We start from the raw sequence: 15,668 nt of genomic DNA, 5'->3' as shown, positions 1-15,668 counted from the left end.
AATCGCCCGTGCATCGTCGCAGATAGCGCATCCTCCAGAACTCGATGCCCTCCTTGGTTGGTCAATTTGAGCTATTCCTAGCTCCATCGGTTTCATACGAAACCGGAGGTTGATCAAGGTGGGGGTGGCCACCCCCACCTCGATCGCTGAAACAGTCACTCCGTTCCTCCTCGAGTCCTTGAACTCGTCTTTCAGCAAGGAGGCCTGTTTCCCTCAAATCCATCTGCAGTTCGTAGAGTTGCAAGAGCCCGAGAGCTCGTAGATCCAAGGTTGAAATACAGATGAACACTCAGAACAAACACTATATCGGCGTCGATGTCAGCAAAGATAAACTCGACTTTTATCACCCCAAAACAAAGCGCTCCTGGACCGTTCCCAACACTCCATCAAAGGTAAAATCGGAGCTCCTCAAGCTATCCAAACAACAGGACGAAATCCACATCATCTGTGAGCCTACCGGTGGCTATGAAAAGTGCCTCCTCGCTCAAGCATTGGAGCTAAACATTCCCATCAGCCTGGTTAATCCAAAGCGAGCACGAGCATTTGCCGAGGCCATGGGAATCTCAGCGAAAACTGACGCGATGGATGCCACGGTCTTGTCTCGCTTCGGAGAGTCGATCACCCCGGCATCCCGCGTAAAACCTACAGCTCTGCAGGAGAAGATGTCAGCGATCGCCAGGATTAAGGATCGTTTCACCCGCCAAGCTGCAGCTCAGAAAACGGCCCTTCAAAAGGTCACCGACAGCTTTGTGAAGAAGGAGCTCAAGACCCAAATCCAAAGCCTTGAGCGAGCGATTGCTCGTTGCCAAAAGCAACTCGACACACTCATTGCGAAAGACGCCGTGCTGCGTGAGAAGAAGCGCAAAATCGAGTCGATCAAAGGACTTGGTCTGGCTGCATCCACGGTCTTCTTGTCTGAAATGCCAGAACTGGGCGCAATCACCGACAACCAGGCTTCGGCTTTAGTTGGAGTTGCGCCATTCAACAAAGACACCGGCACTCATAGCGGCAAGAGGCACGTCCGCGGAGGAAGGCATTTACTCCGGCGCAGCCTCTACATGCCTGCTCTATGCGCCACGAACCACAACCCGATTTTGAAGGAATTTTATGGCCGTCTGATCGCCAAAGGAAAACCTCATCATGTCGCCATCACCGCCGTGATCCGAAAGCTTGTCAGACTCGTAAACCGCCTTCTTTCCGACCCCAATTTCGAGCCGATAAAACAAAATTAGAAACAGAGTTGCTGAAAGGAGGCTGGATCGAAGCACAGGGCTTCAGCCCTGTGAACGTACGGTCAGGCCCTGCACGCACCCTGTCGGGGTGCAGGAAAGGGCACTTGTCGCGCAGCGCGAAAATCGACATGACATCCGCCTCCTGTCAGATTGAATTTTCACTGTAGAATCCAAACTCAGATCCAAAGACTCTGCGCTTTGTTGTCTGTTGTTTCAGGCCTCATGCCCAGGTGCCCCCCTTTCCTCAACCAGATGTATCGCTCATTTCTCATCGCGCTCGTTAGCTTCGTCATTACGCTCATCACCTCCAGCGCCCACGTCGTTCAGCAGTTGTACGTGGAAAAGGTCGAGACCGACAAAGGTTGGGCGCTGCAATCGTTCTTCGATGCCGGCTACGCAATCCCAGAAACCCGCAACGATCCCGACATCCCCCAGCCCACCCGCGATTGGTTGGTCGCCCTCAGTCCGGACGAACACGCCTCCCTCAAGGCCGAAGCCAAACGCTACCTCACCGAGCTGCTGACACTGGAGGCCGGCGGCAAGCTCATTCCGGTCGAGGTCAGCTTCCCCGACTTCGACCACGATCCGCCCGCATTTCCCGTCCATCTCAACGACGGCGCGTATTTCCACGTCCTGCTCACCCCTCAGCTCAAGGGCATCCGGGAAGAAGTCACGATCCACTGCCAAGCCGGTCCGCATCCCGACTTCGTCATCCGTCTCCCCGCCCACGACGCCCACCTGGCCGAGGCCGCTGACTCTGATGCCACCTCGCGCTACGCCGTACTCAAACCCGGAGGCCAAATCACAGTCGCCGGTGCCAATGCGGATCCCGTCGGCCGCTCGCTCGCCTGGCATGCCTTCGTCCAAGGCGTGATCCACGTCGTCCCCGCGGGGCTCGACCACATTCTCTTCATCCTCGGCATCTTCCTGCTGCAGCGACGTTGGAAGCCACTTGCGCTCCAGTCCATTGCCTTCACCATCTCGCACACCATCACCCTCGGCCTCGCCGCCGCCGGAGTCGTGAAGGTTTCCGGCAACTGGGTGGAACCGCTGATCGCCCTGAGCATCGCCGCAGTCGCGATCGAAAACTTCTTCCTCAAAGAAGCCACCACCCGGAGGATGTTGATCATCTTCGGCTTCGGGCTCATCCACGGACTCGGCTTTGCATCTGCCCTCTCCGCCTACCTGCAGCCCGGCGATGGCTTCCTCACCGCCCTCATCTCGATCAACCTCGGTGTCGAAACCGCCCAAATCGCCATCCTCGCCGCCGCATGGGTCCTCACCATCCGCTGGCACGACACCAATGCCTTCACCCACACCCGCACCGTCGCCAACGGCCTCCTCGCCCTCGTCGCCCTCTGGTGGTTCTTCGAGCGAATCCTCTAAGCCCCCGTCCCGCAGGAACGAATGACCCGGCCTCCCTCTGGAACGCCAAGCCTCGCCTTGGCAATCCGTCACCCACCGGCGTAGCCGCAAGACCCCCATCTGTGGCACCAAGCAACTTCCACCCCGCCCACAAAAAACGCCCGGCTCCGCATCACCTGCAGAACCGGGCATTCGCACAAATCATTGGCTGAATACTAGGCCAACCCTTCGAGCGCGCTCTTCACGTCGTCGAAGTTAGGCACGTCGCCTGGCGACTCGAGCACCTCGGCGTGAGCGACCACACCGTCTTCGCCGATGACGAACGCGGAGCGCTTCGCCACACCGGAGAGCGGCAGGTTCTTCTCAGGCAGGAAGCTGTCGTAGGCGATGCCGTAAGCACGTGCGACCGCGTGATCGTAGTCGCTGAGCAATGGCAGCTTGATGCCTTCTTTCTCCGCCCACGCCGCTTGCGCGAATGGGCTGTCGCCGCTGATGCCGAACACAGTGGCCCCGAGCGACTCATAAGCCGCGTAGTCCGCCGAAATCTCGCAAAGCTCGGTCGTGCAAACGCCGGTGAACGCCGCCGGCACAAACAACAAAACCACCGGCCCATTGGCCAGGGTGGCGGAAAGCGAGACCAACTCAGGGCCGTTCGCCCCCATGGTCACCAATTCAAAGTCCGGGGCGATCGCTCCTGCGGTAATCACACTCATAGTTCTGGTAAGTTTTCAGGTTGGTTCCGGGCAGTCATTTGCCCATTGCGGCTACTTTGTGCGGATTTCGGATTCAAAATCGAGCAAAACCCACAACTTCCGCATCTGTCCCGAGTCCCTGCGGCGACACCTTGTTCCAAAAACTTCCAACGCAGCTGCGGATGACGGGGCGCTAACCATCCGGGATCCCTCGTCTCACGCTCCATCCCCGGGAAATCACAGCGACCTCTTCATCTCCGACCAATGCCAATTCTTCGCTTTTCATTGTCCGAAATTGGTCTGATGTTGGCCGCCTATGAATATCGAGAAGTCAGCATTGGGCAGCCGTTTGTCATCGACCAGTGGGATCGAGATCCTCATGGACGACCTAGGCAAGGCAATGGCCGAAGGCGGTGAGAACGTGAAGATGCTCGGTGGCGGCAACCCCGCCCACATCCCAGCGGTCGATGCACTATGGCGCCAGCGCATGCAGGAAATTCTCGAAAATGGCGACCAGTTCGACCGCATGGTCGGCAACTACGACCCACCGGGCGGCAACGATAAGTTCCTCGAAGCCCTCGCCGCCATGCTCGGACGCGAATACGGCTGGGATATCAGCGCCGACAACATCGCCGTCACCGCCGGTGGCCAGACCGCGTTCTTCTTCCTCTTCAACATGCTCGCCGGCGACATGCCGGACGGAACCCGCAAGCGCATACTGCTCCCAGTCGTGCCCGAGTACATCGGCTACGCCAACCAGGGCGCCAATGGCGATATCTTCGAAGCACGGCACCCGAAAATCACCCACCCGGCTCCTCACCGCTTCAAGTACGGCATCGATTTCGACAACCTCAACCTCGACCCACAACGCCACGCCGCGGTCTGCCTCTCACGCCCGACCAACCCAACCGGAAACGTCGTCACCGACGAGGAGATCGCGCACCTGTCAGCCCTGTGTAAAGAGGCAGGCATTCCGCTGATCATCGACGGCGCCTACGGCACACCATTCCCGAACATCATGTTCAACGAGGCGAACCCAGTGTGGGACGACCACATCATCCTCACCCTCAGCCTTTCCAAAATCGGCCTTCCGGGCACCCGTACGGCCTTCGTCATCGCCAACCAGAAGATCGCTTCCTCGGTCCGCTCGGAAACCGCCATCATCGGACTCAGCAACGGCAACGTCGGCCAAGCCATCATGCGCCCGTTGATCGAAACCGGCGACGTGCTCAAGCTCAGCAACGATGTGATCCGACCGCACTACAAGAAGCAGTCGGACTTCGCCCTGGCCTGCGCCGATGAGTTCTTCGCCGATGACCTGCCGTACCACATCCACGTCAGCGAGGGGGCGTTGTTCCTCTGGTTCTGGTTCGAGGGCCTGCCAATCAGCTCGCAGGAGTTGTACCAGCGGTTGAAAAAGCGCGACGTGCTGGTTGTTCCGGGCGAGCCGTTCTTCTTCGGCCTGCCGGTGGAAGCCGACGATCCATGGCGCCACCGCCACGAGTGCATCCGCGTCTCGTTCGCCATGCCGGAAGCCACCGTGCGCGAAGGTCTTCGCATCATCGCGGAGGAAGTCGCCGCCGCCTACGCGCCAGTCACCAAGTAATTGACCCAAACAAAGCGCCGCTCCGTGCGGCGCTTTGTCGTCCACTATGACGATCCCACCTGAAGTACTCGACATCGCCGGCGACATTGGCGTCTGGACATTGACCGGACTGTTGTTGGTGATCGGTCTGGTGGGCTCGGTGCTTCCGATCCTTCCGGGCACGCTGATCCTGATGGTCACCGCGGTGATTCATTACTTCATCGCAGACGCAGACCAACGTCCGGGCGTCACCGGATTCGTCATTCTTGGCATCCTGCTGGCGCTTTCCTACATCTTGGAAAGCATGGCGTCGGCCGCAGGGGCTAAGCAGTTCGGGAGCACGAAATGGGGCATCATCGGCGCGCTCATCGGTGGCGTGGTCGGCATGTTCTTCAACATTCCGGGGCTTTTGCTCGGACCATTCATCGGTGCCTTCGTCGCCGAGCTCCTGATTGCGAAACAGTCACTAAAAGACTCCGCCCGCTCATCCCACGGTGCCTTCTGGGGCACCATCGGCGGCATGGTCGCCAAGGCCATCTGCGCCCTGCTTATGGTCGTCGTCTTCCTCGTCGACTGCCTCTGGCTGTGAGGGCTGATGGCACGGGGCAAGAGGTCTGATGAGGATGAGACTAACTCAAGGTGTCCTGTCGTTTTAGGGGCGGCCATCGGGAGGGAGCGGCGCCTTGGCGGCATCGTACGCGCGGCCGACCATTGGTAGACGGATTTACCTGGGGTGGCGCTCGCCGAAGGCTCACTGATCCCAGGCAGGTATGAGAGGCACTTTCAGCGCGGAATTGACGCCGAAGCTTAACTTAGTGCCACTGCCTACCGATTCCGATTCCGATGCTGATGCAGACGGTGAATCTGACGCCCTGCACTAACCCGTCGCAACGCGACGACTTACCGGCTAGCCTGCGGTTTCAACCGCAGGATCCGCCCCCAAGATGGCTCTCGTCCCGTAGGGACGGTTTACCCTCCCCACACACAACGCCGCCTCCGCGGATTTCCGATATCAAATCCACCACCCCTCTCCCTGCCAACAAACGCGGCGGGTAAATCGGTCCATCGCGTACGGACCGACGGCGGTCGAGCGTCCATCGGAGGTCGCCGGATAGGGCCCGCCGTGCACCATACTCGCGCACACTTCGACACCGGTCGGAAACCCATTCCACACCAAGCGCCCCGCCTTGGTCTCGAGCACCGCCACCAACCGACGAGAAAAATCCGTCGCCTCGCCATGAATGCTCGCGGTGAGTTGTCCCTCCAATCCCCGCGCCACCGCCAGCATCGCGTCCTCGTCCCGGCACACCACGATCAAAGTCGACGGCCCGAACACCTCCTCGTGCAGAGCCTTGTCTGCTAGAAACGTCTCAGCATCACAAGCAAACACCTGCTGACACCCGCGCCCGTCCGACAACGGATGCCGAACCACGTCACGCGCCAGCTTCTCCATCCGCGCCACGCCCTCCGCATAATTTTCCCAGATCCCCCGGTGCAACATCACCCCGGGTTCGGCATCTTTCAGCCGCGCCCTCAGCCCGTCGGTCAACGCCTCCTCATCCCGCCCGGCGAGACATACCAGCAGCCCCGGGTTGGTGCAAAACTGCCCGATTCCGCCAGTCAGCGACGCCACCAATCCATCGAGCATTGCGTCATCCCCCGTCGCTCCCCGTTGGAAAAAGATCGGGTTGATCGCGCTCATCTCGGCATACACCGGAATCGGCTCCGCACGTGCGGCGGCGATATCCATCAACGCCCGTCCGCCTCGACGCGATCCGGTGAACCCGACCGCGCGGATTGCCGGATGCGCGACCAATTGCCCACCCAACTCATTGCCGCGTCCATACAGCATCGAAAACACACCTTCGGGCATTCCGCATTCGTCCACCGCAGCACGCACCGCCTGCGCCACGATCCCCGCCGTGCCGGGATGCGCCCAATGCGCCATCACCACCACCGGACACCCAACCGCCAAAGCCGACGCCGTGTCCCCACCGATCACCGAATACGCCAGCGGAAAGTTGGACGCACAAAAGACCGCCACCGGGCCAAGCGGACGCCGCTCGGAAACCAACCTCGGCTTGGGCTGCGGCTGACGCCCGGGCTCGGCCGCATCCTCGGACCGCTGGCGCCAGCTGCCATCCTCAATCGCCGACGCAAAAAGCTCGAGCTGATGGCAGGTACGCGCCATCTCACCCCGCACTCGATCGGGTGGCAAAGCCGTCTCCAACCCAACCCGCTCGACCAGAGCCACCTCCGCCGCCCGCAAATGCGTGGCAATCGTACGCAAGAACACAGCACGCGACGCATCCGACACCGCCGAATACTCAGAGAAAGCCGCGTCGGCGCAGGCCACGGCCGCATCCACGGATTGTTCGCTGTGAAAGATCGGCTCCAAACAATCTCCTGTGGCTGGGTTCCGCGCCTGCCAGGATTCCCCACCACCCGCGCCACGGCGCCCACCAATCCATGAATATCCAGTGATCATCTCGAGGCGATGGAACCATAGCCAATGCCCGGAGCACAGCGGAAATTTCCTTGGAATCAAGTGAAGCCATTGCCTACGCTCTGACGTAACGCCCACCAGTGATGAAGGAGTTGTTCCGCGAAGCCGACCTGACACGTGTCAGTTATTTTGAGACCATCCTCAAAGGGGAAGGCATCCCGACCATGATCCGGAACAAATATTTGACCATGTCCGGACTGTCGGAAATCCCGATCCCCGAGTTCTTCCCCGCACTCTGCGTGATCAACGACGATGATTATCCACGCGCCGTGGAAATCATCCAACAACACCTCGCAGCCGAACCCGTGAACTCGGACCACGAAATCCATTGCCCCCATTGCCACGAACCCAACCCCGCCAACTTCCAGTCCTGCTGGAGCTGCGGCAAGCTGATCGACGACGTGGTGGGCGGGAATTAGATGGATCTGGCCCCAGCGGCGTTCATTCCGCGCTGAAAGCGCGATGCATACCAATTGAACGGTCAAATTGGCGGAGAGCTTTTTCGCCCGCGATGCTAGCGCGCTACCTAATCGGTGGGCAACGATGCACCACACGAAATGATCACCCAGGGATGACCTGCCGGAATTGATCCCCCTGTTGCTCGATCCTCATAGTTTACGCTTGGGTGACCGTTCGTTTAGTACCCATTGCCGGACGCTGACAAACCAGCTCACTCTCCATCGCGAAGCGATGACTTACCGGTTAGCCAGCGGATTCATCCGCTGGTCTGGTCGCTCTAATCAATTCGCGCCGGAGGTGCGGTTTACCTCGCTGCTCCCCCTGACTCCTGTAAACCGTCCCTACGGGACGCTGCATCCGAGCACTGATATCCGGAGGTTGAAACCTCCGGCTAACCGGTAATCTGTCGCTTCACGACGACTTCGACTACCAATACCAACTGAACGTTCCAATCGGCGGAATGGCGGAGAGCTTTCTCGGGTGAGGCAAGGCGCAAACCGCAATGCTAGCGGGCTACCTGAGCGGTGGGCACCCCTGCATCACTCAAAGAGATCCCGCCAAGATCACTTTCTTCATCTCTGATCCTTCTCAGTCAATCCCATCGGACACGCCAAGGTGACCGTTCATTTGGTTTTAAGCCGCATCAATTCCTCGCTGAAAGCGAGACGCAAACCAGCCCAGGGTGACGGGAGCCTCAGGCGACCACACCCTGGGATATTCCGCGCCGACGCAGTCTAGGCCAAGCCTACGACACCGCCGAAGCGCACCACCCACCCGATGGCCGATCCCGACACGCCAAGACGCTTTTAGTCAGTGCGGTTCTATCTAATCACCGTCCCGCACGAAGCCATCGTCTTCGTCATCCTGCGTGCGGTTGCGCAGGCGCCCCATCATCCGGCCCAGGTCGCCGAAGCCACCAATAGCCAGCCACACCGTGAGCATGGCCGCCACCACAATTCGGATCCAGAACACGACGTGCCAATACTCGATCCAGAACGAGCCGAAGTCGAACCACGCCCCCGTAACCAGACGGTGGATCACGACAAACCCGGTGACGCCCACGAAAACCAAAACCCACAATGCGTTCCAAACATAGGTGATCAACGCGATCGCGATGTCACCGCGCGAGAACTTCTCGGAGATTCCCAACCAGCGCCAGATCCGCGAGCGCTCGGCCCGCCGCTCAAGCGTCGATTCGTCCAGCACCTCACCCGCACGCTCGGCCCGCCCCAACAAGTACGGCAGATCGAACTCATTCGGCACCACCAGCGAGACAACGACATAGGTGACCGAGCAAATTGCCATACTCAGGCCCCACACCCACTGACCGTTCGGCAAATGGGCGGCAATCCATTCCCCGTGCGGTAGGTTCTCGGCCAGCCAGATCCCCCAGCTCGAAACGCCTTCGGTCTTGCCCGACATCGCATCCCGCAACTGGGTCAAAACAAACATCGCCAGCGTCCAAACCACGCCAACAATCCCGGAGGTCCACGCCGCCAGCGTCGTGCCTCGTTTCCAATACAGACCACCGATCAGCACCGCACCGCTCCAACCGGCGAAAATCGCCCCGGTCAGCGCCATGTAGAGCATGATCTCCTGCACCTGCACGAACAACAAACTGAAGGCGTAGATGAACAACGCCACCCCCACAATCGCCCCGCGCAAAAGCCAAATGTGCGCCTTGGGCGACAGCGGCCTCCCGCGCAATGGAATCACCACATCCTGCACCAGAATACTCGCCCACGAATGCAGATAGGTATTATGCGTGCTGATGAACGCGGCCAGCATCATCGCCGCAAACGCGCCGAGCAGGCCAGCCGGCAACAAGCGCGACAAGGTCATCGGCACGGTCATTTGGTTGCGGACCGCCGGGTTTTCAATCCCAGCCAACCCGGCTTGAACGTCCGCCTGCACGTCGCTGTGCGCGCTGTGGTTGAGCACCACAAAGACCAGAATCGGAACGAGAAACACGAGCAACATCTTGGGCAACTCCCGCCACAGTCCAAGGATCTGCGCCATCTTGGTCTCGTGCGCTGATTCCGCCGACGCGTTGTACGCCTGCTCGCCCTGCCAGCTCATTGCATTGTAAACCAGCCCGAAGAGCCCGATCAGCATGAACCAGAAGTTGAAGGTCTTCACTTCGCCGGTGTCGAACGGGTTGGTCTTCGAATGCCCGGCCGGCACTTGGGTCAGTACATCCGCCACCTCAGTCCATGGGATCGTTACCAACAAAAAGCCCGCCGTCGCCACGAACACCACATTGGCAAACACCCCCTGCAGGAAGTCCGTGATCAGCACACTGACCTGCCCGCCCTGCAACACAAGAAACAAGGCCGCGCCAATCAACCCCGCCATCAGCACGGCATAGGTCGGCCATTCAATTCCCAACCACTGATAGCTCGGAGGGATCCCCAGAAAGTGGATGAAGAACCGCGTCCCAACCGCCGGGAAGATCCCGAAGTTCAACAAGCCCGCGCCAAACCCAACCGCACCAGTAAAGATGCGGAACCCACGCGAGTACCGACGTTCCAAAAACTCCGCCAAGGTCAGACAGCGCGTCTGCCGGAAGCGGTAACGCACCCAGCCACTCGCAGCGATGAGCAAAATCACCACCCCGCTGAGCACATCCCACCACGCCAGCGCAAAGCCGGCCTCCAGGTTCATCTCAAACTGCGAGACAATGCTGATCGCTCCGATCGCAGCCATCGCCCCGGACACCGCCATCATGTAGCGCCCCGCCGTCCGCCCGGCGACGAGGAAGTCCGCCACCGAGTTCATGAAGTGCTTGGCGCCGACCCCGACACCTAAAACCAAAACCACAATCCCCGCCAAAAATGCCCAGTCGATCCAATGCATTATTTCTTAGGGCTTTGAGGTCCACGCGAGATGCGCCCTTGGTGATCGACAGCGATGATCTGGCCGTCCTTCTCCGCGGCAATGACAAAGCCAAAACCAAAGCGCTTCATTGGCCGCAACGTCCAGCCTTGAGGCAGCTCCAGATCGAGTGGCTTCGGCTTCACTCCCGGCACCTGCGCCGCGCGCGCCTGGTAATAATGGGCCATCAACACATCGACCACCCGCTCATCCTCGGTGATCTGAACCAATTCATCAGCAGAACCATCGGCGAACTCCACCACTCCCCAGCGTTCCGGGTAGTGCATGTTCACAATCCCCTGCGGCGACCACACCCAGTTGTGCTCCGACTTGGGCTTGCCGGTCTTGGCATCGGTTTGTTTGCGGTAGCCGTGCGGATTAGTGGCATCCGGCTCGAGGCTCCATTGCACCCGCGAGAAGTTTACTTTCCAGCGATCGCCCGGCAGCGGTGGGAAGTTCCCCTTGGCCAGCTCCTTGAGCGCATGATGCGGAATAGCGATCTCCACCGACCAGCCCCTATCTTCGTCCGATGGATCATTCAACGTACCATCGAGGGCCACTGCGGTTTTCAACCCGGCAATGTCCCAGCCGTGCACTGCGGGACCACCGTCTCGATACGGTTTCACCAGAGCCAAATCCCACACTGTATTCAACGCATTCACCTCGAGCTCTGCGTACTGGTGGTTGTCGCGGTCGGGGTCGATGAAGACCTCAAAGTCGTTATCGTAGAAAATGATCGAGTCGCGCTTGGTCAACGTCGCCCACAAGTGCGGCTCATCCATCTCTGCAAAGACGTAAAAGTAACGATCGTCCCACGCCATTTTGCAGCGCGTGCGGTGCCAGGGCTTGGGTTTGCTCTCACCTTCGATGTCGATGTAGTCCGCCGTCCACTCCGCGGTTTGCCACACGCCATCGTCCGCCTTGCCATCCACAACCACCGGCTGCGCCGACTTCTGCGCCCGGTAAACCTGCGGCGCCAACTCACCAGCCGGCACTGGCACGTCCAACCGATAATCAGGCATCGGCACATCCGCACGCGCCAAGCCCATCGCCATCAACGCCATCCCTGTGGGTCGCAAAATATTCATCGGTGCAGAGCCTGCGCTAGAATTGGCTCGGCAATCAATCCTTTATCCACCCCACCCCGTCCTCCATGCCGATCTTTCAGTTCCACTGCCCCGCCTGAATTAACTTCCCACCACCTCACATTGGTGCGACGCTGGATCTTCGGCTACCCATCAGCCGCCAATCCCATTCAGGCCATGCAAGAGATCACCGTTTTCGTCAACAACCAGCCCGGCGCCGTCGCCGATGTCACCGCCACGCTCGCCGCCGCCGATATCAACATTGAAGAAATTGACGCCGAGGGTGTAGTCGAAAGCGGGGTCATCACCCTCTGTGTCGACCAGCACAACGAAGGGCTCGCCGCACTCAAGGCCGCCGGCTTCGACGCCCACTCGGAGGACGCCCTGATCATCAAACTTGAGGACAAACCGGGCGCCCTCGCTCAGATCGCCGCACGCCTCAAGGAGTCCAACATCAACCTGCGCAGCCTCCGCATCATCGACCACGTCGGCTCCCAATGCCTCGCGTCCATCGTTGCCGACAACCAACCCGCCGCACGCAAGGCTCTCAAGGACGTGATCCTCTCGCTCTGACGCCCCCAGCTGCGTCACCCCATCCAGCACCCATTCTGGGTGCTTCGTGAATCCGGCGCCCCGCCCCCAAGGTGAAGTCGCCGGAGGCTCCTCTCACTATGAGCTGGGTTGCCCATGCCTTTCAGGCAAAATCCCAAATGCTCGATTGCCATCGCTCCTAGCCCGCAGGAAAAGGAGCAAATGATGTTCGCGACATCCGTGCACCGGAGGTGCCCCCCAACGTAGCCCATGCCGAAGGCGTGGGTTACGACGCCCAATGGTAATGAGCCCCAAAAGGGGCGGCCCAAACCACCGCCGCATCATTACCGATCCCCTAATACCAATTGAATGGTCAAATTGGCGGAATGGCGGAGAGCTTTTTCGAGTGAGGCAAGGCGCGAACTGCGATGCTAGCGGGCTACCTGAGCGGTGAGCAACACAGCATCAATCAAAAAGATCCCGCCAAGATCACTCTCCTCACACCATCTCCCACCAATCCAATTCCCATCGGTTCCGCCAAGGTGGCCGTTCATTTGGTATAAGCATCGCGTCATCAACCGCCCCACCAGGCGTAATGGGATGATGCGATGAATCTCTTTCCCACCTGCGCCCTGCTGATGGTCACCGCGTTCACCTTGAACGCCCAGGAACCCGTATCCAGCGACCCGCCAACCGAACCCGAGGCACCCACCACACCGGCCGATCCCACACCGGCCGATCCCACACCGGCCGATCCCGCGCCGGCATCCGAGTCCCCCGCTCCGACGGAGGAACTCGAACTGCCCGAGCACCCCGGCTTCTCATGGTGGCGCATCCCGGAGCTCAAGGGCGCCATACTCGTGCCCGAGGGCTGGCACACCAAAGCCCACCCCAGCGACGAGTCGCTCGCCTATTTCATCACCAAAAGCGAAATCGACGACGACAACCCGTCGTTCGACACCGGCCTCTCATTGAATGTCTTCCTCAAGGCCAAGGAAACCTTGGGTAAAGACGCGCTCAAGTGGGCGACCGACTACCGCCGCACCGCCGCCTCCAAAGGCAAAGTCCTCGAATCGTGGGAAAAGGCCCGCGGACCGTTCAAATCGCTCGGCCTCCGCCTGCGCGTATCCGACGCCGAGGGCGGCATCGTCATGCACCACCTCTTCGTCATCAACCCGAAGACCGACACGCTCTACTTCTACTTCTTCGAGGCCCCAGAGAAGCAATGGCCCGCCGCATGGAAGAAAGGCGAACTCATGATGAAGACACTGCTGATCGATGATGAGGTGTGAGGGGGACACCTTCCGCAATCACTCGCTCTCGAAATTATTGTCCCCGTCGAGATTGTACCAGAGCTCAACATCCACTTCGTGTTTTCGACCGGTCCTCACTACAATCTCTGCTTTGGCATAGGTGCCGTCGTTAAACTTCACCCAAAAGTCTCTGGTTCCTCTAGGACTACTGCGCAGCCAGTTCGCCTCCGTATCCTTAGGCAACTCGATGCAGAAAACAGGTAGGTAGCCTTCTGTGGGAGAGGTTATCGGTTCGTCTTCTGTGATCGGTTGAAGTTTCCCTTCCACCACCCGGATCTCCGCCCTCCAGTCGTACTTATCGTGAGAGAAGGGAACTGGGGCTGCCGACCAACACCGAACGTCGATCCCCAACCTTTTACCTTCCACATCAAGGGCGATCTCTTTGGCCTCTCCTGATCTCTTGATGCGCACTCGGCTGGACTCGGCGTAACCGAGGTTTGCTCCCGGGCTTCTCTTACGCAAAACAAACACCTGAGGATGGTCCTTGGTTGGTGGGGCGTAAGCAGGCGCCGGTTTTGATTCCGGCGCATAATAGATGGTCCGAGCCGATACGTTGGTCCCAATCCTGTCATCTGTCGTAGGAGCGTAGCCTGACAGAGAAACTTTCACGCGAACTCTGGCACCCTTTTTTCCCAACAACTCAAACCTTCCGTCTTGATCCGAAAGGGTCACATACTCCTTACGCCCCGCGTACTCATCCACTACCATCCTGGCCTCCACTCCTTGGTTGGTCAATTTGAGCTATTCCTAGCTCCATCGGTTTCATACGAAACCGGAGGTTGATCAAGGTGGGGGTGGCCACCCCCACCTCGATCGCTGAAACAGTCACTCCGTTCCTCCTCGAGTCCTTGAACTCGTCTTTCAGCAAGGAGGCCTGTTTCCCTCAAATCCATCTGCAGTTCGTAGAGTTGCAAGAGCCCGAGAGCTCGTAGATCCAAGGTTGAAATACAGATGAACACTCAGAACAAACACTATATCGGCGTCGATGTCAGCAAAGATAAACTCGACTTTTATCACCCCAAAACAAAGCGCTCCTGGACCGTTCCCAACACTCCATCAAAGGTAAAATCGGAGCTCCTCAAGCTATCCAAACAACAGGACGAAATCCACATCATCTGTGAGCCTACCGGTGGCTATGAAAAGTGCCTCCTCGCTCAAGCATTGGAGCTAAACATTCCCATCAGCCTGGTTAATCCAAAGCGAGCACGAGCATTTGCCGAGGCCATGGGAATCTCAGCGAAAACTGACGCGATGGATGCCACGGTCTTGTCTCGCTTCGGAGAGTCGATCACCCCGGCATCCCGCGTAAAACCTACAGCTCTGCAGGAGAAGATGTCAGCGATCGCCAGGATTAAGGATCGTTTCACCCGCCAAGCTGCAGCTCAGAAAACGGCCCTTCAAAAGGTCACCGACAGCTTTGTGAAGAAGGAGCTCAAGACCCAAATCCAAAGCCTTGAGCGAGCGATTGCTCGTTGCCAAAAGCAACTCGACACACTCATTGCGAAAGACGCCGTGCTGCGTGAGAAGAAGCGCAAAATCGAGTCGATCAAAGGACTTGGTCTGGCTGCATCCACGGTCTTCTTGTCTGAAATGCCAGAACTGGGCGCAATCACCGACAACCAGGCTTCGGCTTTAGTTGGAGTTGCGCCATTCAACAAAGACACCGGCACTCATAGCGGCAAGAGGCACGTCCGCGGAGGAAGGCATTTACTCCGGCGCAGCCTCTACATGCCTGCTCTATGCGCCACGAACCACAACCCGATTTTGAAGGAATTTTATGGCCGTCTGATCGCCAAAGGAAAACCTCATCATGTCGCCATCACCGCCGTGATCCGAAAGCTTGTCAGACTCGTAAACCGCCTTCTTTCCGACCCCAATTTCGAGCCGATAAAACAAAATTAGAAACAGAGTTGCTGAAAGCGGAGCACCCTCTCGGTCGACAACCTTGCCCCAGAAATCAATCGGTGTGTTGTAGTCCTTTTTGAGCTGCTCCCGTGCGTCTTCAAATCTGCGACGACTATCCCCC

General features: G+C 58.9%; 13 protein-coding genes. 8 read left to right on the top strand and 5 right to left on the bottom strand.

Annotation, left to right across the window (positions count from 1 at the left end; genetic code table 11):
* The first annotated feature begins 281 nt into the window (after positions 1–281).
* A complete protein-coding gene (locus G3M56_RS02235) occupies positions 282–1,232 on the top strand; it encodes an IS110 family RNA-guided transposase (protein ID WP_164365767.1) in 951 nt (316 codons plus the stop codon).
* A 252-nt stretch (positions 1,233–1,484) separates the two neighbouring features.
* The gene (locus tag G3M56_RS02230; protein WP_164365696.1) at positions 1,485–2,618 is read left to right on the top strand and encodes a HupE/UreJ family protein; all 1,134 of its coding nucleotides are present in this window, start codon (positions 1,485–1,487) and stop codon (positions 2,616–2,618) included.
* 194 nt (positions 2,619–2,812) lie between these two features.
* Here G3M56_RS02230 and G3M56_RS02225 read toward each other — a convergent pair whose 3' ends face one another.
* Positions 2,813–3,310, bottom strand: coding sequence for a redoxin domain-containing protein (locus tag G3M56_RS02225; protein WP_164365695.1), 498 nt, complete (start codon positions 3,308–3,310; stop codon positions 2,813–2,815).
* Positions 3,311–3,605: 295 nt separating this feature from the next.
* Between G3M56_RS02225 and G3M56_RS02220 the strand changes: the two genes are divergently transcribed.
* The gene (locus G3M56_RS02220; protein ID WP_235203542.1) at positions 3,606–4,895 is read left to right on the top strand and encodes a valine--pyruvate transaminase; all 1,290 of its coding nucleotides are present in this window, start codon (positions 3,606–3,608) and stop codon (positions 4,893–4,895) included.
* A gap of 46 nt (positions 4,896–4,941) precedes the next feature.
* Positions 4,942–5,463: a DUF456 domain-containing protein gene (locus G3M56_RS02215; protein ID WP_164365694.1), complete on the top strand. Its 522-nt coding sequence runs from the start codon at positions 4,942–4,944 to the stop codon at positions 5,461–5,463.
* Between the two features lie 423 nt (positions 5,464–5,886).
* On the opposite strand, the gene G3M56_RS02210 is transcribed toward G3M56_RS02215, so the two are convergent.
* Positions 5,887–7,362: an aldehyde dehydrogenase (NADP(+)) gene (locus G3M56_RS02210; protein ID WP_164365693.1), complete on the bottom strand. Its 1,476-nt coding sequence runs from the start codon at positions 7,360–7,362 to the stop codon at positions 5,887–5,889.
* A gap of 101 nt (positions 7,363–7,463) precedes the next feature.
* On the opposite strand from G3M56_RS02210, the gene G3M56_RS02205 reads away from it, so the two are divergent.
* Complete coding sequence (locus G3M56_RS02205) at positions 7,464–7,799, top strand: putative signal transducing protein (RefSeq protein WP_164365692.1); 336 nt, start codon at positions 7,464–7,466, stop codon at positions 7,797–7,799.
* An 865-nt stretch (positions 7,800–8,664) separates the two neighbouring features.
* Here the strand turns inward: G3M56_RS02205 and G3M56_RS02200 are convergent.
* Positions 8,665–10,695 carry a sodium:solute symporter family protein gene (locus tag G3M56_RS02200; RefSeq protein ID WP_164365691.1) on the bottom strand — a complete coding sequence of 677 codons (2,031 nt, stop codon included), beginning with the start codon at positions 10,693–10,695 and terminating at the stop codon, positions 8,665–8,667.
* Entirely contained in the window at positions 10,695–11,801 is a 1,107-nt protein-coding gene (locus G3M56_RS02195; RefSeq protein ID WP_235203540.1) for a carbohydrate-binding family 9-like protein, read from the bottom strand. Before G3M56_RS02195 ends, G3M56_RS02200 begins: the two co-directional genes overlap by 1 nt.
* A 174-nt stretch (positions 11,802–11,975) precedes the next feature.
* On the opposite strand from G3M56_RS02195, the gene G3M56_RS02190 reads away from it, so the two are divergent.
* On the top strand, positions 11,976–12,371 hold the full coding sequence (locus G3M56_RS02190) for an ACT domain-containing protein (RefSeq protein ID WP_164365690.1): 396 nt from the start codon (positions 11,976–11,978) through the stop codon (positions 12,369–12,371).
* Positions 12,372–12,937: 566 nt separating this feature from the next.
* Positions 12,938–13,621 (top strand): type IV pilus assembly protein FimV, encoded by a 684-nt coding sequence (locus tag G3M56_RS02185; RefSeq protein WP_164365689.1) that lies wholly within the window; start codon positions 12,938–12,940, stop codon positions 13,619–13,621.
* 18 nt (positions 13,622–13,639) lie between these two features.
* On the opposite strand, the gene G3M56_RS02180 is transcribed toward G3M56_RS02185, so the two are convergent.
* The gene (locus tag G3M56_RS02180; RefSeq protein WP_164365688.1) at positions 13,640–14,377 is read right to left on the bottom strand and encodes a hypothetical protein; all 738 of its coding nucleotides are present in this window, start codon (positions 14,375–14,377) and stop codon (positions 13,640–13,642) included.
* A gap of 216 nt (positions 14,378–14,593) precedes the next feature.
* Here G3M56_RS02180 and G3M56_RS02175 point away from each other — a divergent pair, with 216 nt between their 5' ends.
* Positions 14,594–15,544 carry an IS110 family RNA-guided transposase gene (locus tag G3M56_RS02175; protein WP_164365767.1) on the top strand — a complete coding sequence of 317 codons (951 nt, stop codon included), beginning with the start codon at positions 14,594–14,596 and terminating at the stop codon, positions 15,542–15,544.
* Positions 15,545–15,668 lie beyond the last annotated feature (124 nt).

It is taken from the genome of Sulfuriroseicoccus oceanibius (assembly GCF_010681825.2).
In the GTDB taxonomy this organism is placed as follows: Bacteria; Verrucomicrobiota; Verrucomicrobiia; order Verrucomicrobiales; family SLCJ01; genus Sulfuriroseicoccus; species Sulfuriroseicoccus oceanibius.
The sequence above is the reverse complement of the archived record's forward strand: the minus strand, read 5'-3'. Positions and strand labels throughout refer to the sequence as shown.

Coding starts and splice junctions, on each gene's coding strand:
- G3M56_RS02215 (WP_164365694.1), top strand. CDS start 4,942: ATGACGATCCCACCTGAAGTACTCGACATCGCCGGCGACATTGGCGTC.
- G3M56_RS02230 (WP_164365696.1), top strand. CDS start 1,485: ATGTATCGCTCATTTCTCATCGCGCTCGTTAGCTTCGTCATTACGCTC.
- G3M56_RS02210 (WP_164365693.1), bottom strand. CDS start 7,362: ATGATCACTGGATATTCATGGATTGGTGGGCGCCGTGGCGCGGGTGGT.
- G3M56_RS02185 (WP_164365689.1), top strand. CDS start 12,938: ATGAATCTCTTTCCCACCTGCGCCCTGCTGATGGTCACCGCGTTCACC.
- G3M56_RS02235 (WP_164365767.1), top strand. CDS start 282: ATGAACACTCAGAACAAACACTATATCGGCGTCGATGTCAGCAAAGAT.
- G3M56_RS02200 (WP_164365691.1), bottom strand. CDS start 10,695: ATGCATTGGATCGACTGGGCATTTTTGGCGGGGATTGTGGTTTTGGTT.
- G3M56_RS02220 (WP_235203542.1), top strand. CDS start 3,606: ATGAATATCGAGAAGTCAGCATTGGGCAGCCGTTTGTCATCGACCAGT.
- G3M56_RS02190 (WP_164365690.1), top strand. CDS start 11,976: ATGCAAGAGATCACCGTTTTCGTCAACAACCAGCCCGGCGCCGTCGCC.
- G3M56_RS02195 (WP_235203540.1), bottom strand. CDS start 11,801: ATGAATATTTTGCGACCCACAGGGATGGCGTTGATGGCGATGGGCTTG.
- G3M56_RS02205 (WP_164365692.1), top strand. CDS start 7,464: ATGAAGGAGTTGTTCCGCGAAGCCGACCTGACACGTGTCAGTTATTTT.
- G3M56_RS02175 (WP_164365767.1), top strand. CDS start 14,594: ATGAACACTCAGAACAAACACTATATCGGCGTCGATGTCAGCAAAGAT.
- G3M56_RS02225 (WP_164365695.1), bottom strand. CDS start 3,310: ATGAGTGTGATTACCGCAGGAGCGATCGCCCCGGACTTTGAATTGGTG.